This is a genomic window from Acidovorax facilis (genome assembly GCF_050626955.1).
Classification (GTDB): Bacteria; Pseudomonadota; Gammaproteobacteria; order Burkholderiales; family Burkholderiaceae_C; genus Acidovorax; species Acidovorax facilis.
The window spans coordinates 4,660,793-4,678,334 of record NZ_CP192460.1; the positions used below are offsets into that span (position 1 = coordinate 4,660,793).

Sequence of the window (17,542 nt, forward strand, 5' to 3'; positions counted from 1 at the left end):
CCGGGTAGTTTACTTTTCTAAAAAGTGAACTACACTGTGCAGTGTAATTTCTATGTCGCAGATCCGGTGTCACTCTCCATCGTCCCCCGCCGCCGTCTGCTCCCGGCACTTTGTGTCGCCTTCGTTGTACTGATCGCCATGGCCTACAGCCTCTTTTCCCGCGCCGCCCAGCCGGTGGCCGCCTATGAACAGTCGCCGCAGTTCGCGGGTGGCAAGTTTCGCAACGTGGCACCCCGCCATGCGCTGGGCGCCCTCAAGACGCTGGAGGTGATGTGGCGCTTTGCCACCGGCAAGCCCGACGACTCGGTGCCGCGCCAGCCCGTGCCGGTGTACGCGGTGATGCGGTCAGACCTGCTGGCCGCGCCCGACCTGAGCCTGTGGCGCCTGGGGCACTCCACCCTGCTCTTTAAGATCAACGGCCAGTTCTGGCTGACCGACCCGGTGTTTTCCGAGCGCGCCTCGCCGTTCCAGTTCCTGGGCCCCAAGCGTTTTCATGCGCCGCCCATCACGATTGACGAGCTGCCGCCCATTACCGGCGTGATCCTGTCGCACGACCACTACGACCACCTGGACTACGCAGCCATCCAGAAGCTTGCGCCCAAGGTGGAGCACTTCATCACGCCGCTGGGCGTGGGCGACCGGCTCATCGGCTGGGGCGTGCCGACGGCCAAGGTGCAGCAGTTGGACTGGTGGCAGGGCACCACCATCGGCGGGCTGCAGCTGGTGGCCGCGCCGGCACAGCATTTCTCGGGTCGGGGTTTGCAAGACGGCAACAGCACCCTGTGGGCGTCATGGGTGCTGATGGCAGGGCACGGCGACGAGCAAACGCGCATCTTCTTCAGTGGCGACACGGGCTACTTCGACGGCTTCAAGGCCATTGGCGAGCGGTTTGGCCCGTTCGATCTGACGCTGATCGAAACCGGCGCCTACAACGCCGACTGGCCCGACATCCACATGCACCCCGAGGAGAGCCTGCAAGCCCATCTGGACGTGAAGGGGCGCCATCTGTTCCCCATCCACAACGGCACGTTCGACCTGTCGCTGCACCCCTGGGTGGAGCCGTTCGAGCGCATCACCGCGCTCGCAGCGGCAAAGCAGGTGCCGCTGGTGGCGCCCATCATGGGCGAGCGGCTGGACATCCGCGCGCCCGCGCTGTCCACGCACTGGTGGCGCAAAGTAGTGCCGCAGGCCGAGGCCACGGCAGTGGACCGCAGCGTGGCCCTGGCCCCGCAGCCCGGCGCGTGGTGATTTACCGCATGCGCGCCAGCCCGCCCACCACGCGCGCGGCGGCCACGATCTCGGCTTCGCTATAGCCTGCATACCCCAACAGCCAGCCACGCCGCGTGGACTGCATCGCATAGCGCGATAGTGGCGCCAGCATCACCCCGGCGGTGAGCGCCTTGCGGCTCAGGGTCTCGTCGTCACTGCCTGGGGCGGCTTCGTACAGCAGGTGCATGCCCCGGTCGCTGGGCGCCAGCTGAAGGGCCCCACCGCTCGTATCGGCCAGCGCGTCAACCAGCACCCGCTGGCGCGCCTGGTACAGCTCGCGCATCTGCCGCAGATGGCGCAGCAGGTGGCCTTCTGCAATGAAGCGCGCCAGCACCGCCTGGGTGTCGCCCGGCGCGTGCCGGTCGGTGATGGCGCGGGCCATGGCAAAGGCCTCCACCAGTGCGGGCGGCACCACCACAAAACCCAGGCGCAGGCCGGGGTGTAGTGTCTTGCTGAAGGTGCCTACATACAGCACGCGCTCCGAGCCCGGCAGGCTGCACAGGGCGGGTACGCGCTGGGCAGCGCCGCCGTACTGAAACTCGCCGTCGTAGTCGTCTTCCACCACCCAGGCGTCGTGCGTGCGCGCCCATTGCAGCAGCGCCTGCCGCCGCGCCAGGCCCATGCACACGCCGGTGGGGAACTGGTGCGTGGGCGTGACCACGGCCATGCGCGCGCTGGGCCACTGGGCCGCGCCCTCGTCGATGCGCAGGCCCTGCGCATCCAGCGCTACAGGCCGCGCCAGCACACCGTGGCCCAGCAGGCTGGCGCGGATGCCCGGGTAGCCGGGGTCTTCCACCAGCACCTCGTCGCCCACGTCCAGCAGCAGCCGCGCGATCAGGTCGATGCCCTGCTGTGAGCCCGAGCACACCACCACCTGCGCCGCATCGCAGCGGATGCCGCGCGACGCCCACAGCCACAGGGCCACGGCCTGGCGCAGGTCGGGGTCGCCGGCAGGGTCTAGGTACTGCGCGCGGGCGCTGCGCTGACGGGGGCTGGCCTGGCGTGCCAGGCGGTCCCACAGGGCAAACGGAAACGTGTCCACTTCGGGCGCGCCGATGCGGAACGCGCGTGCCGCCACATGCGGCGGCCGCCAGCGGGCAGCCGTCTCGGCAATGAGCTGCCCGCGCCGCGAGAGCCCACGCGGCGGCGCCACCAGCCCTTGCGGAGGCGGTGCGCCTGCGGCCTGCGAGACATAGGTGCCGTCGCCCACACGCGCCTCCACATACCCTTCGGCCTGCAGGCGCTGCACGGCCCACAGCACGGTGTTGCGTGACACGCCCAGGCTGGCTGCGTGCTCGCGCGACGGCGGCAGGCGCGTGCCCGCCGGCAGGCGGCCCTGTTCGATGGCGCTGCGCAGCTGCTCGTACACCTGCTGGCGCAACTGGCCCAGGCGCCCGTCCCGGGGGGCTGTGGTCTTGGGATTGGCTCCGGCAACTGGCATGAATTGGCTCCTTGGTTGTGGTGATGCAACCATAAACTGAAGAGCCATTTTAGAAATCCCGGGCTTGTGTTTCCTCCAAGGCCCGGCCACCGCAAGAAAGACCTATCCATGGCCGAGCACACCGCCACTATCACCTGGTCCCGTGGCAACGATGACTTTCTGGACAAGCGCTACCACCGCACCCACACCTGGCAGTTCGATGGCGGCGCCACCGTGGCCGCGTCGTCGTCACCCCATGTCGTGCCGCTGCCGTATTCCGACGCGGCAGCGGTGGACCCGGAAGAAGCCTACGTCGCGGCCCTGTCGAGCTGCCACATGCTGTGGTTCATGGACTTCGCCAGCCGCGCGGGCTATCGGCTCAACAGCTATACCGACGCCGCCGTGGGCACCATGGCCAAGAACGCGCTGGGGCAGCTTGTCGTCACCCACGTGCAGTTGCGCCCCGTCACGCGCTTTGATGGGGCCCACGCGCCCAGTGCCGCACAACTGGACGATCTGCACCACCGCGCCCACACATCGTGCTTTCTGGCCAACTCGGTCAAGACGCAGATCGACTGCGCGCCCGTGCTCGAAGTGGATGGAGCCTGACATGACCATTGCCAACCGCCAGTTTCAAATCACCGACCCGGCCGCGCAGCAGGGACTGGTGCAGGCCCAGCCCCTGGCCACCCTGGTCGTGTCGCACGAGGGCACGCTGCACGTGAACCATGTGCCTTTGTATCTGGACCCCTCACGCGGACCGCACGGCACGCTGGTGGGCCATGTGGGGCGCGGCAACGGCGTGTGGCCGCTGCTGCCGCAAACAGCGGTGGCGGTCTTCCACGGCCCCCAGGCCTATGTGTCGCCCTCGTGGTACCCGTCCAAGGCCATCGACGGCAAGCAGGTGCCCACCTGGAACTACGCCACCGTGCACGCCCACGGCTCGCTCAGCGCGGTGGACGATCCAGTGCAGTTGCGCGCCATCCTGCACATTCTGAGCGAGCGGCACGAGGCGCACCGCCCCGACCCTTGGCGCATTGACGATGCCCCGCCCGACTACATCCACAAGCTGCTGGGCGCCATCGTGGGCATCGAGCTGGCGGTGGAGCGTTGGGAAGGCGTCTGGAAGGTGAGCCAGAACCGCACCGACACCGACCGCGCGGGCGTGGTGCAGGGCCTGATGGCCGAGGGCACATCTGCAGCACAAGACATGGCCGCGCTGGTGCGGGGGGCTTGATGCCTTGAGTACACGCTAGCATCAAAATTGATAGCTTCTGGCGCTTGATAGATAAGCGCTAGAGCCTGTTTTGACCATATTTTTTTGGGTGGCTGAAATCGTTCATCACCGTTCGGGCTGAGCCTGTCGAAGCCGTGCGCGGCGCTTTGACAGCCTCAGCGTGAACGGGTTATGGACGAATCATCCCTCCAGCAGCTCCACCCGCAGCGCTACCACTGGCCCGGCCACCGCAGGGTGGGCGGCCAGTGCGTGCACGGCCAGGTCTACCGTGGCTTGGGCCACGGCATCGGTCAGCACCAGCACTTGGGGCTCGCTGCCCGTGGGCAGCGCTTTGTCGCAGGCCAGCTCCACACGCTGCACTGGCACGTGCTGCGCCGCCAGCCAGGCACCCACGGCTTCGATCTGCTGGGCGCTGTGCACAGGCACGCGCAGGTAGTGGCGGGTGTGCACGGCTGCGCGGGGCAGCACGGCCAGTTGCTCGTCCATCGCCTGGGGGTGAAACCCCAGGTGCGGCACGCGCTGCTGTGCACGGGTGCCATCCAGGCGCGCCACGTCCACCAGGTCGGCAATCACGGCCGATGCGGTTTGCTCGGACCCCGCACCCGCGCCGTAGAACATCGTCACGCCCGCCGCATCGCCCTTGACCATCACCGCGTTCATCGAGCCATTCACCTGCGCCAGCAAATGCGCGGCAGGCACCAGCGCAGGTTGCACGCGCAGCTCCACGCCGTCCACATCGCTCTCTTTGCGCCGCTTGGCCACGCCCAGCAGCTTGATGCGAAAGCCCAGCTGCTCGGCGCAGGCCACGTCCAGCCCCTGCAGGCGGGTGATGCCCTCCACTTGCGCATCGGCAAAGCGCACCGGCATGCCGAACGCATTGGCCGCCAGCAGCGAGATCTTGTGCGCAGCGTCGATGCCCTCGATGTCAAATGTCGGATCGGCCTCGGCATAGCCCAGCGCCTGGGCCTGCGCCAGCGCTTCGGCAAAGCCCACACCCTCATCGCGCATCTTGCTCAGGATGAAGTTGGTGGTGCCGTTGATGATGCCCGCCACCCACTCGATGCGGTTGGCCGTGAGGCCCTCGCGCAGCGCCTTCACGATGGGGATGCTCACCGCCACCGCGCCTTCATAGGCCACGGCCACGCCGTGCTGGCGGGCGGCGGCAAAGATCTCGTTGCCGTGCGTGGCCAGCAGCGCCTTGTTGGCCGTGACCACATGCTTGCCCGCGCGGATGGCGGCCAGCACCCAGTCGCGCGCAGGGCCGGTGCCGCCAGCGGCTTCCACCAGCACATCCACATCGGGGTGTGTGGCCACCTGCATGGGGTCGTTGGTCAGGGCCACATCTTTGCCCACCACGCTCATGGCGCGGGCGAGGCTGCGGGCGCAGACCACCACCAGCTTGATGTCCCGCCCTGCGCGGCCTGCGATGAGCGCCTGGTTGCGTGCCAGCACGCGAAAGGTGCCCGCGCCCACGGTACCAATGCCGATCATGCCCACACGCAGGGGGCGCATGGCCGCAGTGGGCGACTGCAACGACGGGGCTTCGAGGGACTGGACGGGATCTCGGTACATGGACTTCTCCGGCTAACGAACGAACAAACAAAAAAACCCAGCTGCCAGAGCTGGGTTTCGTGCATTCGTCTTGGGGGAGAAGAGAGCGATCACCAGGTGGCTGCCGAAACGGCCACCTGCGCGTGCTCAGGTGGCCGCGGTGGTAATGGTGGTAATCATTCGTGCATCCAGTGCCCGCTGTTCACCGTTGGCCCGCGTGAGTGCGGGCGGCATCATGCCCATGCCTTGGAAGGCAGCAGCGCGTGCGGTGAAGGGGATGGAGGTGTACGACATGAAGGGCGCAGTGTACCGGATGCGTGCCGGGGCCCGTCAACCCGTTTCTGTGGGCCTGTGGCGCGAAGGACTCACCGACCTTCGGTGGCTGCCACGCGCACCATGCGGATCGCATCGAACGGGCAGCGCACCGCACACAGCGCGCACCCGGTGCAGCCCGGCGCATCGTGCAGGGTGGAACACTTGGGACCCCAGGGCCCCGTGCCTTGCACCTGCAGCGACAGCACATGCGGCGGGCACACCGCAATGCACCAGCCGCAGCCGGTGCAGCGCTGGGGGTCGATGGTGGGCAGTGCCTTGGGGGGGGTCGTGGTCATGTGGTGCGGTGCTGCTGGCAGTGTGCCCCTGGAGCGGGCTCCCCACAAGGAGCGCGCTACAGTGCCCCCCATGAACGCAGAACCCCACTCCACCATCACCCGCCATCTGTTGATCACCGGCCATGTGCAGGGCGTGGGCTACCGCGGGTCCATGGTGCAGGCCGCCGAACGCCTGGGCGTAAAGGGCTGGGTGCGCAACCGCCAGGATGGCCGCGTGGAGGCCTGCGCATGGGGCACCGAGCAGGCCGTGCTGGCCCTCATCGACTGGGCGCATCAGGGGCCTGTGCATGCGCGGGTGGAACGTGTGGTGGTGGGCAATGTGCCCGATGGTGGCGAGGCCCCGCAGGGGTTTGTGCAGCGAGAGACGCTGTAGCTGCGCCGCTGCTAAGCGCGCAGGCCCAGTTGCCTCAGCAACTCCATCGCCCCCGCAGGCGCTCGCTCCTTCGCCCCGTTGATGAAGTAGACGAACACATCGCGCGGCCGCTCGCCGCCGGTCCAGGTGCGCACGCCATCGGCCCACTGTGCAATCGCCTCGTGCGTGTAGCCGGTGGGCACATCGGCCTGGCTGCGCATCAGCCGCAGGTAGGCAAAATCGGCCTCTGCATCTGCGATGGCGGGAAACTTTTCGGAGTCCGTGTAGACAGGCACGCAGCCGTATTGGCGGGCCAGCGCCACGAACTCTGGCGTGGCAAAACTCGGGTGGCGCACATCCAGGGCGTGGCGCAGCCGCAGGCCATCCACCTGTTGTGGCAGCAGGGCCAGAAAGGCCTCAAAGTCCCGTGGCTCAAACACCTTGGTCGGCATGAACTGCCACACGATGGGCCCGAGCTTGTGCTTGAGTTCCGAGATGCCGCTCTCCACAAACCGCGTGATCGACTCGCCTGCCTGCGCCAGCACGCGCCGGTGCGTGGCAAAACGGTTGGCTTTGAGCGAGAACAGGAAACCTTCGGGCGTTTCATCCCGCCACCTGGCGAAGGTGGGCGGCTTGAAGGTGCTGTAGTACGTGCCGTTGACCTCGATGGAGGTGAGCTGGCGGCTGGCGTACTGCAGCTCCTTGCTGTGCGCGAGGCCTGCGGGGTAGAAGTTGTCGCGCCAGGGCTCGAAGGTCCAGCCGCCGATGCCGATGCGGATGTTTTGGCTTCTGCTGCTACTGCCTGCGTTGGTGCTACCAGTGCTGTCCACGGTGTTCCCCTCATGAATCCACGGAAGGGCCACTGTAGCAGCGGCCTGCTGCGCCTGGAGAGCCTACAGATCGGTGCTATGGCTGCGGACCGGGCAGCTCGACCCGCGCCTCCAGCCCCGCACCATCCTCACGCGGCCCCAGCACCAGCCGGCCGCCCAGCGCCTGCGCCAGCTCGTTCGCAATGGCCAGGCCTAGCCCCGTGCCGCCTGTGCCGCGGTTGCGCGAGTCTTCCAGCCGCACATAGGGTTGGAGCACGGCGGCCAGGTCAGCTTCCGGTATGCCCGGCCCCCGGTCCAGCACGCGCAGCAGCCACTGGCCGTGATCTCCAGCCTCCAGACTCACCTCAGCCGCGCCCGCGAACTTGAGCGCGTTGTCCACCAGGTTGCACACCAGCCGGCGCAGGGCCTGGGGGCGCGTGTCGCAGGCGCCCGGGTCTGCGTGCAGCAGCGTCACGGGCAGGCCCGCATCGGCGTAGTCGAACGCAATGCTCTGCAGCAGCGCGCGCAGGTCCACGCGCTGTGGGGGCTCCTGGGCCGCCTGGGACGAGCGCGCGTAGGCGATGCCCTCTTCCACCAGCGACTGCATCTCGGCCAGGTCTGCGTGCAGCTTGCCCTGCAGCGCGGTGTCGTCCAGCAGGTCGGCGCGCAGGCGCAAGCGGGTGATGGGCGTTTGCAGATCGTGCGAGACGGCGGCCAGGATGCGCATGCGCTCCTCCAGGTGCGCCTGGATGCGGTGCTGCATGCGGTTGAAAGCTTGGGCAGCGCGCTGCACCTCGCGCGGGCCGTCCTCGGCCAGGGGCACGGCGGGGCGGTCGGCGCCCAGCGCATCGGCCGCGTCGGCCAGCGTTCGCAAGGGCCGCGTGGCCGCGCGTACGGCCCAGGCGCACAGGCCTACCAGCAGCGCCAGCTGTAGCGCCAGCGCGCCCAGCACCCAGGGCGAGACCTGCAGCCGGGGCTCGTCCATGTCCACGGCCAGCGGCGTGCCGTCGCTCAACTGGAGCTGCAGGCGCAGCTCGGTGCCGGGCACGAGGGGGTCGACCACCCGCACCGTCTGGCCGGGGGGCAGCGTCGCGCCCACGGCGCCTGCAATCAGGCGGGCCAGGTCGGACGGGTCTTCGGGTGCGTCCAGCGGCGCGGTCAGCGCAAACCGGTAGTTTCGACGCGCCAGCCGGTCCACCCACTGCGCACGCTCCGCGGCGGGCAGGCGGTCCAGCATGGCCATGGAGCTGGCCACATCGCTCGCCAGGTACGACACCATGGCGCGGCGCATGGTCATGCTGCGCTCGGTGATCGCCAGCACGAAGGTCAGCGCATGCGCCAGCGCCAGGCCCAGTGCCAGCACCAGCAGGATGCGACCGAACAACGAGCGGGGCCACCAGCGCAGCGTCATGCGGCGGCTCCTCCCGGCGCGGGTGCGGTTGCCGGTGCGGGCAACACGCCGGCGCAGAACACATAGCCCTCGTTGCGCACGGTCTTGATATAGCGCGAGCCGCGTACCCCGTCGCCCAGCCGCTGGCGCACGCGGCTGACCAAGAGGTCGATGGAGCGGTCGAACACATCGGCATCGCGACCCTGCGTGAGCTGCAGCAGCTGGTCGCGTGTGAGGATGCGCTGGGGGTGGTCCAGCAGCACGCGCAGCAGCCGGTATTCGGCGCCCGACAGCGCCACCACTGCGCCCGTGGCATCGAGCAGGTGCCGCGCCGTGGTGTCCAGCCGCCAGTCGCCGAACGCAAGATGGCGCGCGGGCTCGGCCACGGCCAGGTTGGGCGGCAGCATGCGCGTGCGCCGCAGCACGGCGTGGATGCGCGCGAGCAGCTCGCGCGCGGCAAAGGGCTTGGTCAGGTAGTCGTCCGCGCCCAGCTCCAGGCCCAGGATGCGATCCGCCTCGTCGCTGCGCGCGGTGAGCATGATGATGGGCAGCGGCGGCGTGCCGGGGCTGCGCAGCTCGCGGCACAGCGCGATGCCGTCGGTGCCCGGCAGCATCAAGTCCAGTACCAAGAGGTCGATGCGTTGCGTGGCCAGCACCTCGCGCATCTGCCTGCCGTCGGCTGCCACGCTCACCTGCAGGCCCTGGCGCTGCAGGTACTCGGCCGCCAGCTCGCGGATGCCGGCGTCGTCATCGACGATCAGGATGTGGTCGGGCGGGGTCGTCGTCGTCATGGGCGCTGATTGTCCAGGCTTTGGCGCCTTGCGGTGAGGCCAGTACGGGCCCGCATGTATCTGAACTTGTCTGCCGGTGCCGCCGACACGCGCGCATACCAAAAGGCCTGTGCAGGACAAACCGCCGATACGTACGCTGGCTTCAATGCAGTCTTCCTGAACTTCACGAGGACTTGCCATGAAACCATCCTTCGCCCTGGCCGCCGCTGCGCTGGCCCTGGGCCTGGCGCACACCGCCAGCGCGCAAGAGGCTGCCACCCAGCCCGCCACGGCGCCGCACCCCAAGGCCCCGCTGGGCCGCTGGATCACCGAAAGCGGAAACCTGGAGGTGGAGATTGCTCCCTGCCCCACTAACGCCAATGGCACTGCCAGTGCGAACACCGGTGGCAGCAGCGGCACCATCACCCTCTGCGGCAAGGTGGTGCGCGTGCTGGCCAACCGGTCGATGAGTGCACCCGGCACCGAGATGGCCGCGGCCGACGCGCGGCCCGCGCTGGGCATGACGATGCTGTCCGGCCTGCGCGACAGCGGCAGCGGCGAGTACCAAGGCGAGATTTACAACCGCGAGAACGCCAAGACCTACCGCTCCACCCTCACCCCCGCTGAGCCCGACCAGCTGCTGGTGCGCGCGTATGTCGGTATCCCGCTGTTCGGCAAGACGCAGGTGTGGCGTCGCCCGGCCGCAGAGCGTGGGGGCATGCAATGAGCATGGCCGCCACCTCTCCCTGGCTGGCCGTGGCCGCTGGCATGCTGACTGTGGGCGCGCCCTGCGTGCTGCCCATGTTGCCGGTGGTGCTGGGGGCGTCGGTGGCGGGCGGCCCAGCGCAGCGCACGCGTCCGCTGTTCATCGCGCTGGGGTTTGCGCTGTCGTTTGCAGCCGTGGCGCTGCTGTTCAGCAGCTTCACGCATGTGCTGGGCGTGTCGCCCGAGGGCTTGCGCCGGTTCGCCGCCGTATTGCTGCTGGTGTTTGGCATGCTCACGGTGTGGCCCAAGCCATTCCAGTGGCTGAGCCAACAGGCGGGTGGCGTGCTCAACCGAGCGGCCAGCCTGGGGATGGGCGCATCGGCGGGCAACTGGGGCGGGCTGCTGCTGGGTCTGAGCCTGGGTGCGGTGTGGACGCCCTGCGCCGGGCCGGTGCTGGCCTCCATCCTCGCGCTCATCGCCACGGAGCCGCCCGGGGTCAGCACGGCGGTGCTGTTGCTGGCCTATTCCACCGGCGCCGCGCTGCCCATGCTGGCCATCGCCTACGGCGGTCAGGCCGCGGCCAGTCATGTGCGCCGCATCTCGCGCCATGCACACCGCGTGCAGCAGGTTTTTGGGGTGGTGGTCATCGCCGTCGCGCTGGCCATGCTGCTGGAGGTGGATGGCCAGGTCACAGCGTGGCTGTCGCAGTTCTATCCCTCAAGTTTTGGAGGGCTGTAAGCGGCCCTCAGCAAGGAGTTTCACCATGACATCGCGCATTTCTTCACCCATCTCGTTTCAGCGCCGCACGTTCCTGGCGTCTGCAGCATCTGTGGCTGCCGCCGTAGCGGCACCCGCCCTCACCCACGCAGCAGGGCCCGCCGTCCAGGCGGCCACGCTGCCCGACTTTGGCGCGGCACCCGAGTTCACAGGCATCGAGCGCTGGCTCAACTCCGAGCCGCTCAGCCTAGCCCAGCTGCGCGGCCGCGTGGTGCTGGTGGACTTCTGGACGTATGCCTGCATCAACTGCATCCGCACGCTGCCCCACGTGAACCGCTGGGCCGAGCTGTACACGCCCCAGGGCCTCACCGTGGTGGGTGTGCACACGCCGGAGTTTCCGTTTGAGCGCACCACCAGCAACGTCGAGGTGGCCATGCGCCGCCACGGCGTGAAGCACCCCGTCGCGCAGGACAACCGCTACGGCACCTGGAAGGCCTACAGCAACCAGTACTGGCCCGCAGCCTACCTCATCGATGCGCAGGGCCGCATTCGCTACAAGCACTTCGGCGAAGGCGAATACGACCGCACCGAGGCCGTGATCCGCGCGCTGCTGGCGGCGCGGAGCTAGGCGTCTGGCTCCACCGTTCACCCATTTTTATCCCGTCATTTCTCTGCCCGCTCTCCACTCACCTTTGCAGGACTTTTGCACCATGCCGTACCCCCGCCTTCAATTTGCCCTGGTCACACTCGCCGCGGCCGCTGCCGCCCTCTGCATGGCCGCTGCCAGCCATGCGCAGGCACCGCAACTGCCACCACCGGACGCCACCTACCCCGCCACACTGCAACTGATGCAGGGCTTTCCGCCGCCGCCCGACAAGGTCGTGCGCCTGGCCAACATCCTCAAATACCCCAACGTGCGCTGGGCCGCGCACCACCTGCGCGAGCTGGGGCCCACGGCGGCCGTGTGGCGCGGCGCAGGGGCACCCAGTGCGCTGCCCACCGCAGCCCGCGCGCTGGACGATGCACTGCCGGTGCCCGACGGCAAGGGCGGCACCACCACGCTGGCTGACTGGCAAAAGGCCACCTACACCGATGGCCTGCTGGTGCTGCACCGAGGCCGTGTCGTGTACGAGCGCCACCACATCGGCATGCAGCCGCACCAGCCCCACGTGCTGTGGTCCATGAGCAAATCGCTCACCGGCCTGCTGGCCACTGAACTCATCCAGGAAGGCGTGATCGACCCGAAAGCGCTGATTCCCCGCTACCTGCCCGAGCTGGCCACCAGCGCCTGGGCCGATGCCACCGTGCAGCAGACCCTGGACATGACGACCGGCGTGCAATACGCCGAGAACTTTGCCGACCCTGCGTCCGGCGTTTTCCAGTACCTGGCCGCCGCAGGCCTGCAGCCCGCGCCGCCCGGCAGCAACGCCGCCAAAAGCATGGCCGAGTTCCTGCCCACGTTGAAGAAAGAAGGGGAGCACGGCACCGCGTTTGCGTACAAGTCGGTGGACACGGAAGTACTGGGCTGGCTGCTGCAGCGCGTGACGGGCAAGAGCTACGCCACACTGCTGTCCGAGCGCATCTGGTCGCGCCTGGGCGCACAGGAGGATGCCTATGTGTTTGCCGATGCGAACGGTGGCCAGTCCACCAGCGTGGGCGTGAACGCCACGCTGCGCGACCTGGGGCGCTTTGGAGAAATGCTTCGTGCCAATGGCAGCTTCAACGGCCAGCAGATCATCTCGGCCGCCACCATTGCCGAGCTGCGCAAGGGTGCCGATCCCACGAAATTCAGCATGGCCCCCGGCACAGCCATGCGCGCGGGCTACTCGTACCACAACCAGTGGTGGGTGCCGCACGATGCGGACGGCACCTACGAAGCGAAGGGACTGATGGGCCAGCACATCCACATCAACCCGGCGGCAGAACTGGTGGTGGTGAAGCTATCAACACACCCGGTGCCCAACACAGCCTTCACGCACGCATTGGACCGGCAGGCGTTTGCTGCGCTGGCAGCGGCGGTGCGGGCTCGCTGAGGGTGAAGAAGAATCGGCCAAGGCGGCGCCCCCGGCGCTGCGCCTGTACCGATAGCTACTTCACGAGCGTGGCGGTCAGCGTGATCTCTGGCACCGAGGCCAGCGCCTTCGACAGCGGGCAGTTGGCCTTGGCATCGGCCGCTAGCTTCTGAAAGGCCGCGTCGTCCATGCCCGGCACCTTGGCCGTGAGCGTGAGGGCGATGCGGTCAATCACAAAACCATCGCCTTCCTTGCTGAGCCGCACGCTGGCCGTGGTGTCGACGGTCTCGGTGGCGATGCCAGCCTTCTCGGCGGCAAAAGAAAACGCCATGGTGAAGCAGGCTGCATGGGCAGCGCCCACGATCTCCTCGGGATTGGTGCCCTTGCGGTCGTCGCCGAAGCGGCTGGCAAAGCCGTAGGGGTACTTGTCCAGTGCGCCGGTCTCGGTGCTGATCTGGCCCTGGCCGGACTTGCCGGCACCTTCCCAGTGAACGCTGGCTTTCTTTTCAGACATGGTGTGCTCCTTGTGGTGAATGGGGTGAACCGCCCATGTCACCACGCCCCGCCGCTCGGGCGTGTGGGACACCGTCGCGTCGTGCTGTCCATCTTGAACGTGCATCGTGGCGGGCATGGGTGCCCGTTGCAGCGCTAGTGTGGTGTTGCATGCTTGACGGCACATTGAAAGCCGATGGATTTTTGGTCAGGGCAAGGCGCAAGCCACAGCGACACCCGTAGGTATCGCGCGGATTTGCAACGCCGCCCTGGCCGAAAAGACCCGGTTAGAAGTGCCGGATAGCGTCCAACACCACACTAAACGTCTTCAATGAGGGGCTGGGTCCGCACCATGCGGATCGCATCAAACGGACACCGCACCGCGCACAAGGCGCACCCCGTGCAGATCGCAGCAGCAGGATAGAGCCAGGCGACCACGACAGCATTGCAGCTCAGCGCACGCAGCACCGCTGGTCGAGCGCTGCCGTGGTGGGCGGGCTGTAACCACCATCGAAGGCGGGTGCGCTGGCGATACCGTGCGTGCACGCCCCTGCAGCAGCAACAGTGCCTCCAGCATCATCCGGCACCTTCACATCCATGGACACGTCCAGGGCGTCAGCTACCGCTGGTCCATGATGCTGGCTGCCCAGCAGCGCGGTGTGCAAGTGCCGTGATGGCAGAGCCTGCGGAGCCTTGGGCAGGCCTTGTACAGAGGGACACGGTGTAGGAGCAGGGAGGTTGGTCAGCTTGCACCGTGTCGGGTGCCGCGCTGCTGCACCAACCGACGGATTGGTCTTGGTGACCGTTCAGCCCTTGCGCTGCAAGTCCCGAGCCCCATAAGCACAGTACCCAGGCTTGGGGCTCTTCTTTTGTGGGTGCAGCCGGCACGTCTCGGGCCGCTTGTCATACACCGTGCACAGCCGGGTCTTCGGGTCCAGAAAATTGCAGTCCCCGCTGGCCCGCCGCGCCATCGTGAAGATCGCGTTCTTGTGATTGAAGTGGTCAATCAACCGCGCCTTGAGCAGCCGCTTGGCAATGTGCCGCAGCTCTTCATGCTCGGCCTCGAACGGGTCTACCAGCTCAAGCCGCACCAGGTCGGGCAACAGCACTTCCAGCGGCATCGTGCAGCAGTTGGCCGCGCAGGTGTCGCACAGGCCTGCGCGGTAGCGGGTCCAGGTGTCGAGGCGGTCGACGTCGACGATGGCGATAGGGGAGCGCATGGGAAGAATTGAGACTTAGTGTCACTACCTGACATCACATCGAGTGCCTGACTGAAATGTCGTTGACGTCAATAGATGAGGCAGCGATTCAATGACCGCTCACTCGGACTTATTTGGTTAGCTTGTGCTAACATATCGGTGGCCCTTCGTTTCACGAACGCCCAAGTTCCACTTGGGACGCTATGTAGTGAACGCGGGGCCTTTTTATTTTTGGCTTCGTTTTTTTGCGAACTCTGGCCTTACGACCCCATCTGCTGGCTTAAACAGCCAATGTCTGTAAGGGTCTGTCCACAAATGATGCATGCCAGAAGGTCTTCCGGTGTTCGTTCCGATATTGAAGGCCTTGCCATCGTAAGTTTCGCGAATCTCAGCCAAGATGTGCTTGTAGACGCGCTCTTTGGCAATTGTCCGCTTCCCTCTACGTAAGCTACCTTCAGGCTTTTCCTTGTGCTTGTCATTCAGGCGGAACTGCATAGCTCCAAGCACCAAGTCCAAGGCTTGCAGGATGTCGTGCTCTTTGGAGTCGATCTCTGCGAGTTGATCTTGCCGGATGAAAACTCCTGCGCGGCGCCATTCTCTGTTTTGGTTAAGCCCCGAGACAAATCCCTTAAAAGCTAAACACTTTTCTGCGGTGTCTGGTAGCTTGTCAAAGTACACCCTGATTCCGACTTGCGGTAGCTCTGGTAGCCCTGCAAACTTCAGTCCGAAAGCGTGCTTAATGAATTGATAGTACAAAAGGAAGAAACCGTTTTCTCGTTGCGCAGTGGTTAGCCGATGTGCAGAAAAATAGTTCTGAGTGAACATGATCCGCAGCTTGAGCTTCCCCTCCCGCACAAGAGCAAAGATCTCGGTGGCAAGGTCCATGTACTTTTGCGCGTACGGTTCCGTGATTTTTTGCCACTTGACTTCACCAAGCAGATTTAATGAGTTTTTACGTGCAGCTAGACGCTGGACGACTTCGGCCAAGTGAGCAGACTCAACCAAAGCTCCGCCGTAAAAATTGGCGAAATGTCTTCCAGAAGAATCTGACTCGTCGCAGTAAAGAACTAGTTCACGAGACATGGAGGCTGAGCTCGATGTGTAGGTTCTCACTGAACCTGCAAACCCAGGGCCTCGGAAATCAATGATATTTGCAGTTCCAGTGGGAGCGGCTCTAGAAAACATTCCCACAAACCTGCAAACATCCTACAAGCCGTCGCTGACACCAGGGAAATGGCCCCGCTGGACGTGCTTTCCTTCCAAATTTAAAGCTTTCGCAAGTCATGTGGTCAATACCTTTTCTGGGATATTCGGCGATGGTGATGATGCGTCATGAGTAGCCCCAACGCATGATGAGCGGCTAACTGCACCTTTGTTGAGCCACCTATAGGATGCGAAATCGACCTGCTGGATCAATGACTTACGCACCTGCTCCATGGCGCTGCCATTGCGGCTCGCTCCATGCCCAATGACGACACTCCGCCGCGTGATTCTGTCTGGCGCGGATACTAATTTGTACCGCGAAACAGCCACTATTTCCAGGTGGTTTCCTGAACTCAGGCCCAAGGCACCACGTGCTCCATCTTAGCTAAGGAACTCGCCCTTGCGCGTGCGCTTTGGTCGCCAGGTCCACCCCCTAATGAGCTTGCTTCATGGCGCCGCCTGTCAGCGGGCCTCTGCGCCGATCAGCACTTCACAACACGATTTCCGCAGACTTCCCCAAGCCCGCTGTTATAATTCCAAGGTTGCCGATCCATCAGACCCGGCACCGTGGCCCCCGCAGCCACGACGCTCACGGTGTATTCATCACCGCCTTTGACCAGGGAGCGTAATAAAACGCGTATAGAGAGTTTGTATGTCTGCATCGGTCTCCTCAGTTTGAGCCGAGCGGAGCCTGGTCACCGTTCGACGCATATCAAACATGAGGCCCCAATGGCAGCCACATTCACGCTCCGCATCGATGGAGCTGCGCTCACAGTTAAGCGCAAATTTCTGTTCAAGAACCAAAACTCGATTAATTTCGTCGACGTCATTCCGGCGGCTTCCAACGATCCAAAAAGCAAGGCGTGGCACCACTGTCGCCACTTGCCAAGCAGCGGGCATGAACTCACATGGTTTCCTGAGAAGCAGCAAGACCTAGAACTGGCCGCGCAACAGCTAGACAAGAAGCGGCTTAAAGTCAGCATTCCCGACCACCCAGAAATTCGGACCGTCGAAGACCTTCGGCGGCATGCGGAGGCAACCGGGACCGTAAAGGGTCAGGCCCGACGACGCGACGAAATCAGCAAAGCCTTGACAGGCTTTACCCACTCGCCATTGATTGAGAAGCTGCGAGCGCAGGTCATCGAACAGTTCTTCGCAGCGTTTGACGGTATTCGCCTATACGATCCCACCGAGCCAGGTGCCCGCGAGTTCATCTTCGGCTACAACATCGCCGCTGAACAGTCGGTTGTCGCCACGCTGGCGCGCCTTGCCAGTCAAGGGCACGCTTACTCGCAATTCCTCAGCGGGCTCCTGGCTGCCTCCAAGGACGACATCCTCACAAGTCGAGCGGTCCAGTTCTTTCTGGAAGCACACGATCAGGGCCTGCCGCAGGCACTGCCAGCCCTTGCTGAGAGGCTGCTCGCCGAACGCTACTTCTCGGACGCACTGCAATGCGCTGCCATCGCGGTCGCTGGCGGATATGCCGAAGCGCGTTCCGTCATCGACGATGTCGGCCGTGCAACCGCTCATGCGCTACTGGAAACGCCACGAGGGATGGTGGGCTTCTTCCAGTACCTGGTTGAGCAGGAAATCGACCCCGGCGTTCGAGAGCTGCTGATGGAGCAGCGGCCCGAATGGCGACCGAAGACTCATGAAGAGGTGCTTGCTGCGATGTTTGCTCGCCAACGTGGGGGCAACAACCATGTCTGACGCCCTGCGCTTCAAATGCAGACGCTGCCGCGACAAGACCGGGCCTGCCGCCTTCAAGGATGTCGACCTTGAGTTCAACTCTGCGAGGCCGTTGT

Annotated in this window: 20 protein-coding genes and 1 pseudogene; 9 read left to right on the forward strand and 12 right to left on the reverse strand. The window is 65.5% G+C overall.

The features are described 5' to 3' along the window. Positions 1 to 138 precede the first annotated feature (138 nt). Positions 139 to 1,248, forward strand: a complete 1,110-nt coding sequence (locus ACQ4MJ_RS21360; protein ID WP_431151351.1) for an MBL fold metallo-hydrolase — start codon at positions 139 to 141, stop codon at positions 1,246 to 1,248. A gap of 1 nt (position 1,249) precedes the next feature. Here the strand turns inward: ACQ4MJ_RS21360 and ACQ4MJ_RS21365 are convergent, their stop codons facing one another. After that, positions 1,250 to 2,710 carry a PLP-dependent aminotransferase family protein gene (locus ACQ4MJ_RS21365; RefSeq protein WP_121508069.1) on the reverse strand — a complete coding sequence of 487 codons (1,461 nt, stop codon included), beginning with the start codon at positions 2,708 to 2,710 and terminating at the stop codon, positions 1,250 to 1,252. A gap of 108 nt (positions 2,711 to 2,818) precedes the next feature. On the opposite strand from ACQ4MJ_RS21365, the gene ACQ4MJ_RS21370 reads away from it, so the two are divergent. Together ACQ4MJ_RS21370 and ACQ4MJ_RS21375 are read left to right on the forward strand one after the other, a co-directional pair. Continuing rightward, positions 2,819 to 3,298, forward strand: a complete 480-nt coding sequence (locus ACQ4MJ_RS21370; RefSeq protein ID WP_431151350.1) for an OsmC family protein — start codon at positions 2,819 to 2,821, stop codon at positions 3,296 to 3,298. Position 3,299: 1 nt separating this feature from the next. Then, positions 3,300 to 3,926 carry an FMN-binding negative transcriptional regulator gene (locus ACQ4MJ_RS21375; RefSeq protein ID WP_431151349.1) on the forward strand — a complete coding sequence of 209 codons (627 nt, stop codon included), beginning with the start codon at positions 3,300 to 3,302 and terminating at the stop codon, positions 3,924 to 3,926. A gap of 180 nt (positions 3,927 to 4,106) precedes the next feature. Here ACQ4MJ_RS21375 and ACQ4MJ_RS21380 read toward each other — a convergent pair whose 3' ends face one another. The 3 genes from ACQ4MJ_RS21380 to ACQ4MJ_RS21390 all read right to left on the reverse strand — a co-directional run bounded on the left by ACQ4MJ_RS21380 (position 4,107) and on the right by ACQ4MJ_RS21390 (position 6,088). Then, positions 4,107 to 5,498, reverse strand: coding sequence for a homoserine dehydrogenase (locus ACQ4MJ_RS21380; protein WP_431151348.1), 1,392 nt, complete (start codon positions 5,496 to 5,498; stop codon positions 4,107 to 4,109). 126 nt (positions 5,499 to 5,624) lie between these two features. After that, on the reverse strand, positions 5,625 to 5,771 hold the full coding sequence (locus ACQ4MJ_RS21385) for a hypothetical protein (RefSeq protein WP_158603283.1): 147 nt from the start codon (positions 5,769 to 5,771) through the stop codon (positions 5,625 to 5,627). A gap of 71 nt (positions 5,772 to 5,842) precedes the next feature. Then, a complete protein-coding gene (locus ACQ4MJ_RS21390) occupies positions 5,843 to 6,088 on the reverse strand; it encodes an ATP-binding protein (RefSeq protein WP_121421715.1) in 246 nt (81 codons plus the stop codon). A gap of 70 nt (positions 6,089 to 6,158) precedes the next feature. Here ACQ4MJ_RS21390 and ACQ4MJ_RS21395 point away from each other — a divergent pair, with 70 nt between their 5' ends. Then, positions 6,159 to 6,461, forward strand: coding sequence for an acylphosphatase (locus tag ACQ4MJ_RS21395; RefSeq protein WP_431151347.1), 303 nt, complete (start codon positions 6,159 to 6,161; stop codon positions 6,459 to 6,461). Positions 6,462 to 6,472: 11 nt separating this feature from the next. Here the strand turns inward: ACQ4MJ_RS21395 and ACQ4MJ_RS21400 are convergent, their stop codons facing one another. The 3 genes from ACQ4MJ_RS21400 to ACQ4MJ_RS21410 form a co-directional block, all read right to left on the reverse strand. Next, on the reverse strand, positions 6,473 to 7,270 hold the full coding sequence (locus tag ACQ4MJ_RS21400; protein ID WP_431151346.1) for a DUF72 domain-containing protein: 798 nt from the start codon (positions 7,268 to 7,270) through the stop codon (positions 6,473 to 6,475). A gap of 76 nt (positions 7,271 to 7,346) precedes the next feature. Further along, a complete protein-coding gene (locus ACQ4MJ_RS21405; RefSeq protein ID WP_431151345.1) occupies positions 7,347 to 8,660 on the reverse strand; it encodes an ATP-binding protein in 1,314 nt (437 codons plus the stop codon). After that, the gene (locus tag ACQ4MJ_RS21410) at positions 8,657 to 9,430 is read right to left on the reverse strand and encodes a response regulator (protein WP_176887632.1); all 774 of its coding nucleotides are present in this window, start codon (positions 9,428 to 9,430) and stop codon (positions 8,657 to 8,659) included. The genes ACQ4MJ_RS21405 and ACQ4MJ_RS21410 overlap by 4 nt, the downstream gene beginning before the upstream one ends. 178 nt (positions 9,431 to 9,608) lie before the next feature. Here ACQ4MJ_RS21410 and ACQ4MJ_RS21415 point away from each other — a divergent pair, with 178 nt between their 5' ends. The 4 genes from ACQ4MJ_RS21415 (at position 9,609) to ACQ4MJ_RS21430 (ending at position 12,864) form a co-directional block, all read left to right on the forward strand. After that, positions 9,609 to 10,136 (forward strand): DUF2147 domain-containing protein, encoded by a 528-nt coding sequence (locus ACQ4MJ_RS21415; RefSeq protein WP_431151344.1) that lies wholly within the window; start codon positions 9,609 to 9,611, stop codon positions 10,134 to 10,136. Positions 10,137 to 10,138: 2 nt separating this feature from the next. After that, positions 10,139 to 10,852, forward strand: a complete 714-nt coding sequence (locus ACQ4MJ_RS21420) for a cytochrome c biogenesis CcdA family protein (protein ID WP_431151343.1) — start codon at positions 10,139 to 10,141, stop codon at positions 10,850 to 10,852. Between the two features lie 25 nt (positions 10,853 to 10,877). Next, on the forward strand, positions 10,878 to 11,459 hold the full coding sequence (locus tag ACQ4MJ_RS21425) for a thioredoxin family protein (RefSeq protein WP_431151342.1): 582 nt from the start codon (positions 10,878 to 10,880) through the stop codon (positions 11,457 to 11,459). An 82-nt stretch (positions 11,460 to 11,541) separates the two neighbouring features. Then, positions 11,542 to 12,864, forward strand: coding sequence for a serine hydrolase domain-containing protein (locus ACQ4MJ_RS21430; RefSeq protein ID WP_431151341.1), 1,323 nt, complete (start codon positions 11,542 to 11,544; stop codon positions 12,862 to 12,864). A 55-nt stretch (positions 12,865 to 12,919) separates the two neighbouring features. Here ACQ4MJ_RS21430 and ACQ4MJ_RS21435 read toward each other — a convergent pair whose 3' ends face one another. The 5 genes and pseudogenes from ACQ4MJ_RS21435 to ACQ4MJ_RS21455 form a co-directional block, all read right to left on the reverse strand. Then, positions 12,920 to 13,357: an OsmC family protein gene (locus tag ACQ4MJ_RS21435; protein ID WP_055401254.1), complete on the reverse strand. Its 438-nt coding sequence runs from the start codon at positions 13,355 to 13,357 to the stop codon at positions 12,920 to 12,922. A gap of 296 nt (positions 13,358 to 13,653) precedes the next feature. After that, positions 13,654 to 13,740 (reverse strand): annotated as a pseudogene (locus ACQ4MJ_RS21440) (4Fe-4S binding protein); the annotation flags it as partial. Between the two features lie 47 nt (positions 13,741 to 13,787). Then, positions 13,788 to 14,000: a hypothetical protein gene (locus ACQ4MJ_RS21445; protein ID WP_228897090.1), complete on the reverse strand. Its 213-nt coding sequence runs from the start codon at positions 13,998 to 14,000 to the stop codon at positions 13,788 to 13,790. 141 nt (positions 14,001 to 14,141) lie between these two features. Beyond that, a complete protein-coding gene (locus ACQ4MJ_RS21450) occupies positions 14,142 to 14,555 on the reverse strand; it encodes a YkgJ family cysteine cluster protein (protein WP_431151340.1) in 414 nt (137 codons plus the stop codon). Positions 14,556 to 14,759: 204 nt separating this feature from the next. Beyond that, positions 14,760 to 15,617: a DUF3800 domain-containing protein gene (locus tag ACQ4MJ_RS21455; protein ID WP_431151339.1), complete on the reverse strand. Its 858-nt coding sequence runs from the start codon at positions 15,615 to 15,617 to the stop codon at positions 14,760 to 14,762. Positions 15,618 to 16,466: 849 nt separating this feature from the next. Here ACQ4MJ_RS21455 and ACQ4MJ_RS21460 point away from each other — a divergent pair. Then, entirely contained in the window at positions 16,467 to 17,447 is a 981-nt protein-coding gene (locus ACQ4MJ_RS21460; protein WP_431151338.1) for a hypothetical protein, read from the forward strand. The last annotated feature ends 95 nt before the right edge of the window (positions 17,448 to 17,542 follow it).

Bases quoted from the DNA above. Each gene is read 5' to 3' on its own strand.
- ACQ4MJ_RS21370 (WP_431151350.1), top strand. From the start codon at position 2,819: ATGGCCGAGCACACCGCCACTATCACCTGGTCCCGTGGCAACGATGAC.
- ACQ4MJ_RS21455 (WP_431151339.1), bottom strand. From the start codon at position 15,617: ATGTCTCGTGAACTAGTTCTTTACTGCGACGAGTCAGATTCTTCTGGA.
- ACQ4MJ_RS21390 (WP_121421715.1), bottom strand. From the start codon at position 6,088: ATGACCACGACCCCCCCCAAGGCACTGCCCACCATCGACCCCCAGCGC.
- ACQ4MJ_RS21380 (WP_431151348.1), bottom strand. From the start codon at position 5,498: ATGTACCGAGATCCCGTCCAGTCCCTCGAAGCCCCGTCGTTGCAGTCG.
- ACQ4MJ_RS21430 (WP_431151341.1), top strand. From the start codon at position 11,542: ATGCCGTACCCCCGCCTTCAATTTGCCCTGGTCACACTCGCCGCGGCC.
- ACQ4MJ_RS21435 (WP_055401254.1), bottom strand. From the start codon at position 13,357: ATGTCTGAAAAGAAAGCCAGCGTTCACTGGGAAGGTGCCGGCAAGTCC.
- ACQ4MJ_RS21415 (WP_431151344.1), top strand. From the start codon at position 9,609: ATGAAACCATCCTTCGCCCTGGCCGCCGCTGCGCTGGCCCTGGGCCTG.
- ACQ4MJ_RS21395 (WP_431151347.1), top strand. From the start codon at position 6,159: ATGAACGCAGAACCCCACTCCACCATCACCCGCCATCTGTTGATCACC.
- ACQ4MJ_RS21365 (WP_121508069.1), bottom strand. From the start codon at position 2,710: ATGCCAGTTGCCGGAGCCAATCCCAAGACCACAGCCCCCCGGGACGGG.
- ACQ4MJ_RS21385 (WP_158603283.1), bottom strand. From the start codon at position 5,771: ATGTCGTACACCTCCATCCCCTTCACCGCACGCGCTGCTGCCTTCCAA.
- ACQ4MJ_RS21360 (WP_431151351.1), top strand. From the start codon at position 139: ATGGCCTACAGCCTCTTTTCCCGCGCCGCCCAGCCGGTGGCCGCCTAT.
- ACQ4MJ_RS21425 (WP_431151342.1), top strand. From the start codon at position 10,878: ATGACATCGCGCATTTCTTCACCCATCTCGTTTCAGCGCCGCACGTTC.
- ACQ4MJ_RS21420 (WP_431151343.1), top strand. From the start codon at position 10,139: ATGGCCGCCACCTCTCCCTGGCTGGCCGTGGCCGCTGGCATGCTGACT.
- ACQ4MJ_RS21450 (WP_431151340.1), bottom strand. From the start codon at position 14,555: ATGCGCTCCCCTATCGCCATCGTCGACGTCGACCGCCTCGACACCTGG.
- ACQ4MJ_RS21460 (WP_431151338.1), top strand. From the start codon at position 16,467: ATGGCAGCCACATTCACGCTCCGCATCGATGGAGCTGCGCTCACAGTT.
- ACQ4MJ_RS21410 (WP_176887632.1), bottom strand. From the start codon at position 9,430: ATGACGACGACGACCCCGCCCGACCACATCCTGATCGTCGATGACGAC.
- ACQ4MJ_RS21405 (WP_431151345.1), bottom strand. From the start codon at position 8,660: ATGACGCTGCGCTGGTGGCCCCGCTCGTTGTTCGGTCGCATCCTGCTG.
- ACQ4MJ_RS21375 (WP_431151349.1), top strand. From the start codon at position 3,300: ATGACCATTGCCAACCGCCAGTTTCAAATCACCGACCCGGCCGCGCAG.